Source organism: Citrobacter sp. CFNIH10, from assembly GCF_002934585.1.
Classification (GTDB): Bacteria; Pseudomonadota; Gammaproteobacteria; order Enterobacterales; family Enterobacteriaceae; genus Citrobacter_A; species Citrobacter_A amalonaticus.
Genome location: NZ_CP026216.1, coordinates 2490340 through 2502537, shown reverse-complemented (window position 1 = coordinate 2502537; position 12198 = coordinate 2490340). Strand labels below are relative to the sequence as shown.

At 53.5% G+C, this 12198-nt stretch carries 15 protein-coding genes; 3 read left to right on the top strand and 12 right to left on the bottom strand.

Annotated elements, in window-relative coordinates:
- Positions 1 to 9 precede the first annotated feature (9 nt).
- The 4 genes from C2U53_RS15495 to C2U53_RS15480 form a co-directional block, all read right to left on the bottom strand.
- Positions 10 to 687, bottom strand: coding sequence for an AroM family protein (locus C2U53_RS15495; protein ID WP_043001625.1), 678 nt, complete (start codon positions 685 to 687; stop codon positions 10 to 12).
- Positions 688 to 940: 253 nt separating this feature from the next.
- The gene (gene yaiA, locus C2U53_RS15490) at positions 941 to 1132 is read right to left on the bottom strand and encodes a protein YaiA (RefSeq protein WP_043001626.1); all 192 of its coding nucleotides are present in this window, start codon (positions 1130 to 1132) and stop codon (positions 941 to 943) included.
- A gap of 25 nt (positions 1133 to 1157) precedes the next feature.
- Positions 1158 to 1703 (bottom strand): shikimate kinase AroL, encoded by a 546-nt coding sequence (aroL, locus tag C2U53_RS15485; protein ID WP_061070480.1) that lies wholly within the window; start codon positions 1701 to 1703, stop codon positions 1158 to 1160.
- Between the two features lie 182 nt (positions 1704 to 1885).
- Positions 1886 to 2344: a YaiI/YqxD family protein gene (locus C2U53_RS15480; protein WP_104446085.1), complete on the bottom strand. Its 459-nt coding sequence runs from the start codon at positions 2342 to 2344 to the stop codon at positions 1886 to 1888.
- Between the two features lie 148 nt (positions 2345 to 2492).
- Between C2U53_RS15480 and proC the strand changes: the two genes are divergently transcribed.
- Entirely contained in the window at positions 2493 to 3302 is an 810-nt protein-coding gene (proC, locus tag C2U53_RS15475) for a pyrroline-5-carboxylate reductase (protein ID WP_043001629.1), read from the top strand.
- A gap of 15 nt (positions 3303 to 3317) precedes the next feature.
- Here the strand turns inward: proC and adrA are convergent, their stop codons facing one another.
- The 6 genes from adrA to C2U53_RS15445 all read right to left on the bottom strand — a co-directional run bounded on the left by adrA (position 3318) and on the right by C2U53_RS15445 (position 9045).
- Positions 3318 to 4418, bottom strand: a complete 1101-nt coding sequence (adrA, locus tag C2U53_RS15470) for a diguanylate cyclase AdrA (RefSeq protein ID WP_044259042.1) — start codon at positions 4416 to 4418, stop codon at positions 3318 to 3320.
- Between the two features lie 116 nt (positions 4419 to 4534).
- Complete coding sequence (gene psiF, locus C2U53_RS15465) at positions 4535 to 4855, bottom strand: phosphate starvation-inducible protein PsiF (RefSeq protein ID WP_043001631.1); 321 nt, start codon at positions 4853 to 4855, stop codon at positions 4535 to 4537.
- 127 nt (positions 4856 to 4982) lie between these two features.
- The gene (gene phoA / locus C2U53_RS15460; RefSeq protein ID WP_104446084.1) at positions 4983 to 6398 is read right to left on the bottom strand and encodes an alkaline phosphatase; all 1416 of its coding nucleotides are present in this window, start codon (positions 6396 to 6398) and stop codon (positions 4983 to 4985) included.
- Positions 6399 to 6496: 98 nt separating this feature from the next.
- Positions 6497 to 6757, bottom strand: a complete 261-nt coding sequence (gene iraP, locus C2U53_RS15455) for an anti-adapter protein IraP (RefSeq protein ID WP_043001633.1) — start codon at positions 6755 to 6757, stop codon at positions 6497 to 6499.
- A 254-nt stretch (positions 6758 to 7011) separates the two neighbouring features.
- Entirely contained in the window at positions 7012 to 8217 is a 1206-nt protein-coding gene (locus C2U53_RS15450) for a multidrug efflux MFS transporter (RefSeq protein WP_044259047.1), read from the bottom strand.
- A gap of 168 nt (positions 8218 to 8385) precedes the next feature.
- On the bottom strand, positions 8386 to 9045 hold the full coding sequence (locus tag C2U53_RS15445) for an extensin family protein (RefSeq protein WP_104446083.1): 660 nt from the start codon (positions 9043 to 9045) through the stop codon (positions 8386 to 8388).
- A 128-nt stretch (positions 9046 to 9173) separates the two neighbouring features.
- Here C2U53_RS15445 and ddlA point away from each other — a divergent pair, with 128 nt between their 5' ends.
- Positions 9174 to 10268: a D-alanine--D-alanine ligase gene (gene ddlA / locus C2U53_RS15440; RefSeq protein ID WP_043001636.1), complete on the top strand. Its 1095-nt coding sequence runs from the start codon at positions 9174 to 9176 to the stop codon at positions 10266 to 10268.
- Positions 10269 to 10310: 42 nt separating this feature from the next.
- Here ddlA and C2U53_RS15435 read toward each other — a convergent pair whose 3' ends face one another.
- Positions 10311 to 10517, bottom strand: a complete 207-nt coding sequence (locus C2U53_RS15435) for a DUF2754 family protein (RefSeq protein WP_043001637.1) — start codon at positions 10515 to 10517, stop codon at positions 10311 to 10313.
- A gap of 257 nt (positions 10518 to 10774) precedes the next feature.
- On the opposite strand from C2U53_RS15435, the gene C2U53_RS15430 reads away from it, so the two are divergent.
- On the top strand, positions 10775 to 11083 hold the full coding sequence (locus C2U53_RS15430; protein ID WP_043001638.1) for a YaiY family protein: 309 nt from the start codon (positions 10775 to 10777) through the stop codon (positions 11081 to 11083).
- Between the two features lie 11 nt (positions 11084 to 11094).
- Here C2U53_RS15430 and C2U53_RS15425 read toward each other — a convergent pair whose 3' ends face one another.
- The gene (locus tag C2U53_RS15425) at positions 11095 to 12189 is read right to left on the bottom strand and encodes a DUF1615 domain-containing protein (RefSeq protein ID WP_043001639.1); all 1095 of its coding nucleotides are present in this window, start codon (positions 12187 to 12189) and stop codon (positions 11095 to 11097) included.
- Positions 12190 to 12198: the final 9 nt, after the last annotated feature.

The window sequence follows — 12198 nt, the reverse complement described above, 5'->3', positions numbered from 1 at the left end:
CACGCAAAATTAAACCAGCAATTCTGAAGCCAGTCGCGCAATCAGCACATTAGAGAGCAGTACCGGGACATCGAGCGATTTTTGCAGGACATCGCGGTGGCGCTGATGAAAACCCAGGGAGTCCAGCATGATGACATCCGCCCCTTGTTCCAGCAGGTCTTTACCGGCTTCAATCAACTGCTGGGTACTGCCGTGAACCGGATTCGCCAGCGAGAACAGCGGCGGCGACTGTAAAACCTGCCATTTTTCCGCTTGATCGGCCATCAGATCTTCAACCGGCACAATCACCCCCACCTGATGGCCATCGACAATTGAGGCCACCAGCGGTGGAATAATACGCAGCGGCTCAAGCAGAATGCTGTTACGGGCGGTCATGCTGGCAATCGACACGGTGCTCATCAGTAAAATGACGTCGTAGCCCTGGTTATCCAGCACTTCGATGACGCTTTGCAGATCGCGTTCTACTTTCTGCCGCGAAACATAAGCCAGTTCATTATCGTTAAGCAGGGTTAACAGCGGGTCTTCGTCGGACTCCAGCGCATATTCCGCCAGGACGTCATCACGACTCATTTTTCCGAGCAAGCTGTGATGGGTGATATGTTGTTCGTCGATGTACTCAGTCAGAAGCGGTAAGACTTCACTCATGGGTACAACACCGATTGTGAGGATAGCCAACGACGCACTCATTTTTTCCACCTTCTTTTTTACTTCGTCGTTTATTCCCGGGCAAATGCGCTGCACCACTGCCGACACTTACCTTTTGCAAATGCAAAAAAGCGTAGCAGGCGCAGCGCAAATCGCTGTGTAAAGATTCCAGATCATTCCAGTAATAGGTTGTTATTGTTTGATGTTAGTTTTCAGGTACAACGATTCATCGGCGAAAAATGTGATGCAGGTTGGGTTTACACTCGCTCAGATTCCATTCCGAGCCGTTCAGTCGTCAGGTTTTATCAGGATCTTCGTAACGGGCTTTCGCATCCATCGCTTCCTGCGCGCTGGGATGCTCGCTGATTAACGAATCCGGTTTCGGGTGATCGGCGCGCAACTGGTACCAGGTGACCGTCTGTCCCGGCGTCCCTTTCTCAATGGTGACAATATACGCTTCGCGTGGATATGGCGGTTTGGTTGGCATAGTGCTTCCTTCTGTCGAATGAAGTTTAAGTATAGACCCCGCCTTGCCTGCAGCGCGCGCGCTGCGCCAGCCTGCGCTGAATTTCAGAAATCACCTGGTCAGGTGAATTCGCCGCATCAATGATGAAATGGGCCGCTTCGCGATACAAAATATCCCGCTGTTGCAACACCTCCTGCACCTCTTCGCTCAGGGGTTTACCGGTCAGCGTGGGGCGCAACTCCTCTTCAGGCGAGGCCTCAAGACGATGAACCAACGTGGAAACCGGCGCGCTTAAATAAATGACGATGCCGTTATCACGCATAAAGTGGCGGTTATAATCAGTGAGAATGATTCCCCCGCCGGTCGCGATGACCGTTGACGGTGCAGTCACCGCCGCCAGTGCAGCCGTTTCTCTGGCGCGAAAACCCGGCCAACCTTCACGCTCGACGATTTCCGCGACGGTCATTTGTACCTGCGACTGCAGCCATTGATCGGTATCGACAAACCGACAACCAATTGCCGTAGCCAGCGCCATGCCAACCGTTGTCTTTCCACAGCCGCGTGGGCCAACAAGATAAAGCGGTTGCGTCATAGTGGGCGTTCCCCAGAAGGCCGCAAAGCGGCAGGATCAGATGTCATTAAAGGAATAATCATACCATCAAACTAGTACAGCGTTAAGTGTAAAGTATTTATTCCACTAAAAGTGAAAATATCAATTTACGCCCTACTATATCAAGAAATAGCGCCGAGGAAAGTGTAAAAAATAAATTACATTCACGGGTTTCTGCGCTGAACTTCCAGCCACCACTTTTCCAGTTCCGCCGCAAAATGCTGACGATCGCGGGCAGAGAGGCTATCCGGACCGCCCGTCTGGATCCCGCTGGCGCGCAATGTATCCATAAAATCGCGCATTGTCAGACGTTCGCGAATGGTCGATTCGGTATAGCGCTCACCGCGCGGATTAAGCGCCGACGCGCCTTTCGCCAGCACCTCGGCGGCCAACGGGATATCGGCCGTGATGACCAGATCGCCCGCCGCACACTGGCGCACAATCTCGTTATCCGCCACGTCAAAACCCGCAGGTACACGCAGCGTACGGATATACGGCGACGGCGGCACGCGCAGGCTCTGGTTCGCTACCAGAATCAGCGACATTTGCATGCGCCCGGCGGCACGATAGAGGATCTCTTTAATTACGTTCGGACACGCATCCGCATCCACCCATATGGTCATACTGGCTCCCGTCTCTTGTGCAATCGGCTATTGTCTCGTGCTTTTGCGCTGCGGCAAAGTGCTGTTTACCCTTCATGCGTCTTTCAATCCGCGCTAAGCTAGGCTTTATCAAACAAAACAACAACTATCACCCATAGGGAGTGACGAGATGGAGAAGAAAATCGGTTTTATCGGCTGCGGTAATATGGGGAAAGCAATCCTCGGCGGCCTGATTGCCAGCGGTCAGGTGCTTCCAGGCCAGATCTGGGTCTACACCCCTTCCCCCGATAAAGTTGCCGCGTTGCACGATCAGTATGGGATCAACGTCGCGCAGTCCGCCCAGGAAGTCGCCCAGGTGGCGGATATTGTTTTCGGCGCCGTGAAGCCGGGCATTATGATCAAAGTGCTCAGCGAGATAACCTCCAGCCTTAACAAAGAGTCGCTGGTGGTCTCTATTGCAGCAGGCGTGACCCTCGATCAACTCGCCCGCGCGCTGGGACACGACCGGAAAATCGTACGCGCAATGCCGAACACGCCGTCGCTGGTTAATGCCGGGATGACCTCAGTGACGCCAAACGCGCTGGTTACCCCGGAAGACACCGCGGATGTGCTGAATATTTTCCGCTGCTTTGGCGAAGCCGAAGTGATTGCCGAGTCGATGATTCATCCGGTGGTTGGCGTCAGCGGCTCCGCCCCGGCGTATGTCTTCATGTTTATCGAAGCGATGGCTGATGCCGCAGTACTGGGCGGTATGCCGCGCGCACAGGCTTACAAATTTGCCGCTCAGGCGGTCATGGGTTCCGCGAAGATGGTACTGGAAACGGGCGAGCATCCTGGCGTACTGAAAGATATGGTTTGTTCGCCTGGCGGCACGACAATTGAAGCGGTCCGCGTACTGGAAGAGCGAGGATTTCGTGCGGCGGTGATTGAAGCGATGGCGAAGTGTATGGAGAAGTCAGACAAACTCAGTAAATCCTGAGTGAACAACCGGACGTCAGGCCGCCACTTCGGTGCGGTTACGTCCGGCATTCTTTGCTTTGTAGAGCGCCAGATCGGCCGATTTCAACCATTCCCGATAGTGACTGAACTGCGGCGTTAACGGCGCAACGCCCACGCTGATATGTAAAATGACCTGCGGCGCGCAGGCCAGACGTAACCCGCGTAGCCCCTCATGAATCCGTGACATCGCCGCGATGGCGCTCTCGGCTGGCGTACCGCACATAATCACCGCAAATTCATCACCGCCAAAACGCCCGATCACATCGCTCCCGCGCAAGGTGATTCTCAGCTGTTGGGTTAGCGCCAGAATAGCTTCATCGCCAACATCATGACCCCAGGTGTCATTAATACTTTTGAAATGGTCGATATCAATGATCAGCAGCGTGGCCTCCCGATGCTGGCGACGGCAGTGCTCAAATTCGTTGCGCAGTAATATTTCCCAGTGTCGCCGGTTGTAAACGCCTGTCATGCCATCACAGGTACTCATCACCTGTAACCGACGCTTATGTTGCGCCAGCCTGGTCGCGGCCTGATAGCTAATCCAGGAGAATAACAGCGGGTAAATCACGATGACCGGCAGCGTCAACACCCCTTCCAGCGGCGCGCTTCTTAAAGCCAGAGAGGTTCCCGTTAACTGCAATGTGACCAGACAGGCAACCACCATCAGGGCCAGTCCGGTAACAAACAGTCGCACACCGCCTGCGCCCATCAGATTCATACAGATGATCATCAACAACGCGGCGGAAGGCAGCGCATTGACGCCCATCAGTCCCATCCACATTCCGGCGAGTACCGCATCCGTTTTTAAATTGGCAAATTCCCGACTCATCGGGTCGACGGCTCTGCTGGCGATTTGCCAGGCCAGATGAGGCCAGACGAACGCCCATCCCACCAGCAACAACCACCAGACGCCGGGGACAGGATTCGCGACCAGCGCGGCGGCGACAGGGAAAAACATCCCTCCCAGCGCCACTGCGCGCGGCACTCTTACTCGCCGGGCGAATCGCAGTCCAGAACGTTGATGGTCGTTTTGCTGCGATGAAAGAGAGGTTTCATCGAGATCGACCGCTTGTTTGTAAAAGTTTTCGTCGTTCATTATTTTTTGGGAACATTCTGAAACAATTTTCCCAAATTATAGAGACGGGTCAGGCGGGGAAAGTATGATATTTCGGGTGAGCGTTTTTCTTTGCTCACCCGTAAGCACTAGGTCGGCTAGGCTGCTTTCTTCAGGCAGGCACTCATAAACTTACTGCGGTCGTCACCTTTTAGCGATTGTTCCGTCGCCTGGACGTTGCACTCGCGCATTTTTTGCTGTTGCGGCGTCAGGCTTTTTTCACCAGGAGCTGACTTGCTGTTTTTAAGGCAATCGCTCATGTACGTCTTACGGGCATCTCCTTTCAACGCTTTCGCCGTCGCCTGTTGATTGCAGGTGGTCATGCGCTGCTGCTGCGGGGTTAACGTTTTCTCAGCCGCACCAACGGTCGTTAAAAAGATCAAACCAAACAATAGGGTAACCAGTAATGTTATTTTCATAGCACCATCCTTTTTTGAGTATTCACTCGACTATCTCCCGCGAATAAACGCCGGGAGATTCAGATAAGTCTGGCTGCTAACGATAAAAAAACCACCCGACAGCAAAAGTTATCCTGCCGGGGGTGGATTATTTCAGGCCGAGTGCCGCTTTCATGGTATAGAACAGGTCGGTTTGATCGGTCAGCCCCACCACGTTGGCCGCATGAGGGCCGTAGGCCGCAATACGCAACTGGCTGCCGGTATGCTCCTGCGATTCCTCTTCGGAGTTGCCATAGCTGATCACCATCACGGCGCCATCTTTGGTGTTTAATGCCTGGGTCAAGCCCGGCGCTTTTGTCTCTGGTGCGACGATCTGGCTGGCGTGAGCGTGATCGGCAGTGACGATCACCAGCGTGTTACCTTCTTTTTTCGCAAAGGCCAGCGCGCGCTGCACCGCTTCGTCCAGATCCACCGTCTCGCCGATCTGTCCGCAAGGATTGGCGGCGTGATCCTGTTTATCGATGGAGGCCCCTTCCACCTGCAGGAAGAATCCCTTCTCATTTTTGCTGAGCAACTCAATGGCTTTGTCGGTCATTTGCGCCAGCGTGGGTACGGTCTCATCGCGTTTTGGATTCGGCGTACAGGTTACTGCAGGCTTATCAATATTGCCGTGATAAGACGCTTTTGGGCCTTCCCAGCGCACAGGCATGTTGCCGTCAGAGAACAGTCCCAGCAACGGTTTGTCCTGACTGGCTTCGCCGATCGCCGCCAGCGAAGCCGCATCGCCGACCAACTGGTAACCCCGGGCCTCGGCCTGTTCACGCAGCGTTTTGCCCTGCCACTCGCCGGCGGTTGCGGTTTCGGCGAACGTTTTCGCACCGCCGCCCAGCGTGACATCCGCGCGGGCATTCAGCAGTTGTTCGGTGATCGAGCCTTTACCGCCATTTTCCAGCGCATTCGTCGGGCATTTCTCGCTCGTTACGCTCGGGCCATAGCATTTACGAGACGTCACGTGCGCTACCAGCGCGGCTGGAGTGGCATCCTGCAGCTCGGCGGTTGAGACGTTACCCGTCGCCAGCCCCGCCGCTTTCGCCATTTCCAGCAGCGTTGTATGATCTTTTTCGTGAATATCGACGCCCAGCGCGCCATTGTAGGTTTTCACGCCGGTTGTCCATGCGGTTGCTGATGCCGCAGAATCCGTCACGTAATCCGGTTTACCGGTTTTTTTATTCAGCGCATAGTGGGTGTATTGGCCAGTCAGCGGTAAGGCATCAATCCCTTTAAAATAGCCACCCGCGCCTTCAGCATAATTTCGCGCGGCCGTAATTTCCGAATCACCCATACCATCGCCTATCAATAAAATAATATTTTTAGCCGGTTTATCATTCAGTGATTCGCGCAATGCTTGTGTTTGATCGGCCGATAATCGGCGTGCTCCGCCTGGCGTTGTAATATCACCCTGTGCGGCACGATTGTCCAGCACCGCCATTGACGACGTTTCAGAATGACTCACAGGCATATACAACAGTGGTAACAATGCAAGAGCAATAGCGCTTTGTTTCACTTTATTTTCTCCATGTACTTAATACACTTAAAATAAAAAACAAAGCGACTATAGGTCTCTGATATGACAGGTTTATGACAGCATAGAAACGAAATAAACTAGTAACGAGGATGCCTCAACAGCTTTTGTACGTACTGGCGCAGCAACTCCGTATCGTTATCCGGAACGCTGGCATCGGGCTTTACGTCATCAAGTGCGCCCTCTACCTGATGAATCAGCATTTGCTGCTCGTTCTGAGCCATATTGCGCAGCATCGCTGTAACGATAATCTCTAATGCTTCTACCTGAGCAACCAGTTCTTTCGACTCTTCCTCTTTCTGGGCAAGCTTAAGCAACAACTCAGCTATTAGATTTTTCATGACCGCATTTCCTTATCCAAAGAAGGCTGACGGTATCACTATGAATCCATGCTGCCTAGAGTCTGAAAGTAGTATTTTTATAAAAAAGGAAAGACTTTGCGTAAATAATCACAGAATACGGTGAGCGAAACGTTTCTCGCGCAAAAACCGAACGCTAAATTAAAAGCCAGGAATAAAATAGTCACCCCTGGCCATAATCAAAAGTTATGCTAAAAAATGACTAATTTCACTTAAGTCATTTCTTTTTAATCGCTTCACACCCGCTTGCGGATATTTCGCCGCTGACGCAGAACCAGGGCTAACTGACAAATGTTAATCATCACGATAATGGCAGTGGCAATAAATACCCAACGAAATCCTGCCATGGCTGAAACCGTTGCGCCCATCAGCGGGCCAGCGACATTGCCAAGATACATAAACGATTGGTTATAACCAAATATACGCCCGGTTATTTGGTCACTGGAATATTTGACCAGTAGCGTCTGAACCGCGGGTAGCATGGCGCCATCGGCAAAACCGAGCAGAAAACGTAATACCCCGAGCTGGAAAGGCGTCGTCACCCACGACATGGCAAAAAACAACACGACCGCACAAATCAGCGTTGCCATCAGGATCCTTTCGGTGCCGATGCGATCCCCAAGTTTACCCAGCCGGGGCGCGGAGATAAGCGCGGAGACCCCAGGCACCGAGGCAATTAATCCACTCAGAAAAGCAATATTATTACTGTCAGGGGCCATCGACTTAATAAATAGCGCCAGAATCGGGCTGATTGAGCCATTACATAACTGAATCACCAGCGTGGTGAAAAACAGGCTGATCACCAGCGCCGGATAAGGTAGCGACGCAAATACGGCTTTCCCGCTCAATCGTTCGCTCTTTTTCAGCGTCGGGCGCACGCCTTCTTTAATCAAAAAGAGCGTGACCATAAAGCTGACGATCAGCAGCATTGCAGTGATAAAAAAGACCGGGCGTAAGCCCACATGATCGGCAATAAAACCGCCCATCAGCGGGCCACCAATCACACCGCTGATTTGCGCGGTCGCCAGCGTACTGAGTGCCCATCCACTACGTTCACGGGGCACCTGAGACGCCACCAGCGCCATCGCATTAGGAATATAGCCGGACGTTAACCCCATGATGCCGCGCAGCAGGAAAAGCTGCCAGACGTTGGTAGCAAAAGCCTGCAGCAGTATCGCAATCGCCATGCCGAGCGAGGCGCGTAGCAACATCAGCTTGCGACCTTTACGGTCTGCCAGGCTACCCCAGAGCGGAGAAACAATCGCGGAAATTAAGAATGTGACACTGAATGTCAGACCGGACCACATTGAGAGCGCTTCGTGGGAGTTCACCCCAAGCTGCGAAATATAGAGTGGCAAAAACGGCAGGATTTGACTGATTGCCAGACCGGTAAAAAAGCAGCCGAACCAGACGGAAATGAGATTAACTTTCCAGGATTCCATAAACGCTCATCGTGATAAATAGCAGAAAACGCCGGCTAGTTTAGCAATCTCCACGTCTGTCAGGGGATCCGCAGGTGCCGTGGCGCGCAATTTGCTATTTTATCTTCCCGTTCACCACATTTGTGATACGCATCACATTAAAACCCAACAAGCCACAGGGCTTTATGCTTAGCGACAAAGGCCAATTCCCCGTATTCCCAGGTGAAAATGGTTGGCGTGAGCGGCGTTGTAGTCCGGCCCCAGGCCGTTGCCATAATATTGACAGCTCGCGCTGAGCAGCACCCGCAGCCACGTTGCGCTTTCTTCCTGCTTCCAGCCGCGCAGAACGGTAACGTGTCGCCCGTCGGCGAGAATAAAGCCGCTGATATCCAGGGCCTCTGCGCTCGCATGTTCGCTACGGCGTGCATCAGGGCGATGGTAAATGTTGCGGCAGGCATAGCTGCCGAGATGCTCGATCCGGGTCAGCCGGCTTCCCATCATACGTTCCGTTAAGGGTGCAGCCTGCTGAGCGACATACAGCGCGGAACGCAGTGCTAACGGACAGGAGGCAAGGAAGCTGCTGCTCAGTTTGACTGCGCCAAAATCCCGCACCCGTACTACGTCGGTTAAGGGACATTCGCCAGCGCTGTCGGCTACGGACTGCGACGTGATCAGCTTCTGCTCGTTTGCCTGTTGCAACAGCGTCTGACAGCGCGCTGGCGTCAGACGTTTAAGCTTAAATTGGGTAAGCCAGTTGGGCGGATCGGATAACTCAAGCGGGGCGAGCGGGTCATAATAAGACGGCAGATAGTGATATCCCACGCCACACGCCACGCTCAGAATGATCATCGTCAGCCAGACTTTTCCTCTCACGCTTCCTCCCGTGTAATTCTCCCTAACATTATGGCAGAAGCCCGCGAATCCCTCGTTTTGTCGTGGTAATGTATACGCTTTGCGTTCGAAGGAATGGGTTTAAGATGGCAAAGTTGCGGGTAGGAATCGTATTTGGTGGTAAATCAGCGGAACATGAAGTGTCATTGCAATCGGCAAAAAATATTGTCGATGCCATCGACAAGACCCGCTTTGAGGTCGTGCTGTTAGGCATTGATAAGCAAGGACAATGGCACGTCAGCGATGCCAGCAATTATCTGCTCAATGCCAACGATCCTGCGCATATTGCGCTGCGTCCTTCTGCGACCAGCCTTGCGCAGGTTCCGGGCAGACACGAGCAACAGTTGATTGATGCGCAAAATGGTCAGCCGCTGCCGACCGTAGACGTGATTTTCCCGATTGTGCACGGCACGCTGGGTGAAGATGGCTCACTGCAGGGAATGCTGCGCGTGGCGAATCTGCCCTTCGTGGGTTCCGACGTGTTGGGTTCAGCCGCGTGTATGGATAAAGACGTCACCAAACGCTTGTTGCGTGATGCCGGACTGACTATCGCGCCGTTTATTACGCTGACGCGAGCCAACCGCAACACGATAAGCTTTGCCGAGGTAGAAGCCCGTCTTGGCCTGCCGCTGTTCGTTAAGCCCGCCAATCAGGGATCGTCTGTCGGCGTTAGCAAAGTCACCAGCGAAGCGCAGTACGCGCAGGCGGTCGCCCTCGCCTTCGAATTCGATCACAAAGTGGTGGTGGAGCAAGGGATCAAGGGGCGCGAGATCGAGTGCGCAGTGCTGGGCAACGATCATCCGCAGGCCAGCACCTGTGGCGAGATCGTGCTCAACAGTGATTTCTATGCCTACGACACCAAATACATTGACGATAACGGCGCGAAAGTGGTGGTTCCTGCGGCGATTGATCCGCACATCAACGACAAAATCCGCGAGATCGCCATTCAGGCGTATCAGGCGCTGGGCTGCGCTGGCATGGCACGCGTCGATGTCTTTTTAACCGCCGACAATGAGGTGGTGATCAATGAGATCAACACCCTGCCAGGCTTTACCAACATCAGCATGTATCCGAAACTCTGGCAGGCCAGTGGCTTAGGTTACACCGACTTGATCACCCGTTTGATCGAACTGGCGCTGGAACGCCATGCTGCAGATAACGCGCTGAAAACGACGATGTAATCTGCACTCCCCGATAAGCCTGACAGCGGTTTGTTGTCAGGCTTACGCCGCGTCATCCTCCACGCGACGACGAATAATCAATCCTGCCAGCCAGAAACTGACGATCCAGGTCACCAGCCCCACGGCATAGGTTTGCCAGCCCCTGGCTTCAAACCCCAATAGCCCGACAACGCCGTTCAGAATGAAAATCAGGCCGATAGCAAAGGCGTAGTAGTGCCAGTCACGGCGAATTTTTAAAGGCAGGTTCATGGAAACTCCGCAGCGAAAAAAACGTATCGTCGCATATTACGGGAAACCGGTCTGTGTCGTGTGCGGAATTTCTTAAATGTTGCCAAATTTAATTTAAGGTAACCAATTTGTGACAACTGACAAAAATCTGCAATCCAGGATTCATCCCAGACTGAAATTACCATCATTCTGATATTGACAAACGCGATGACCTGTCACACTCACGGTAAGTTACTGGCATGGTGTCAGAGATGCAGAATTACTCGCGGAGGTCATTTATGGCTGATTTCACTCTCTCAAAATCCTTGTTTAACGGGAAACATCGAGAAACAGCCTCTACGCCAGGCAATATCGCTTATGCCGTGTTTGTTCTGTTCTGTTTTTGGGCCGGGGCGCAGATCCTGAACCTGCTGGTTCACGCGCCTGGCGTATATGAACATCTGATGCAAGTGCAAGAGACAGGACGCCCGCGCGTAGAGATTGGGCTGGGCGTCGGCACCATCTTTGGTCTGGTGCCGTTTCTGGTCGGCAGTCTGATTTTCGGCGTCATCGCCGCCATTCTGCGCTGGCGCTACCGCCGCCAGTAATGGCCAGGCGGTTATTGCCCCATGCACTTCGCCCGACGATCGTCGACCCGTTTTGCAAACCATGCCGTGGTGAGATTACGGGTGATTTTCGGGCTTTCCAGTTGAATACCGGGCAGCATTTCACGCGGTAATCTCTTCCCTGTCTTTGCTTCAGCAAGCGTAAACACCTTTTTGTAAAGCGCCGTTTCTTCAAACGCCAGACTGTCGCCTTTCTCCAGCTGGCGACGGATCGCGCTTTCGCTGAGATCCAGTTTTCCCGCCAGTTTACGCACCGCCAGCTCCGTTTTACCGGCGTCTTTACTGCCGTAGGCGATCAGGTCGCCATCCAGCGCCAGTTTGACGCCGCTGGCTTTACTGACTGCGTTCTGAAACGCGGCGTTTCGACTGGCATACCATCCGGCGTTGAAGTCGGCAAAGCGGAAAATCGGCGCGCTGTAGTTGGCCGGGTAATTGAGCAAATGGTAGGTTCCGAACCAGAGTCCACCGCGACGGCTGAACACTTCCTGGCGCACCGTTCCCTCCATCTTCCACGGATATCCTTTGCTGTGCTGCTCGGCAAACGCAATGCTGACCTGCATCGGACCACCGGTATGGACCGGATTCAGCGAACCGAACAGCGTCTGCCCCATCGGCACCATATTAATAAAGTCATCGAAAATGGCGCTGAGCTGTTTTTCCGTTTTTACTGTGTCCAGACGCTCGCTATAGCTTTTCCCGTTCGGGGAGGTGATTTTCAGCGCGGTATGCACCAGGAAAACCGGAATATGCATCCGTTCGGCGCGCCGGTCTATCTCCTTCCAGGCAATGTTGTTCAATCCCGGAACGGCGGGATCGGCCTGATAGTTAGACTCCTGCTGCGCGACCGCCAGCACCGAACAGATATTTTCCACCGTCGGCGCCAGCTTCTGGCTTTCAAAGGTTTTGGCGATATCCTGCGCCCAGGCGTCCCGATCCTTCACGCTGGCCGGCATTTTCTGGCGCACCACGCTCGCGACATCGACCGGTTTCTCGCCTTTTTTGAGCGGTTGCGAAGGCTGACTGCTACATCCCGCCAGCACCAGTCCGGCCAGCAATGACAAAGGGTAAAGACGAGACACCGCCGACATAACGTTTCC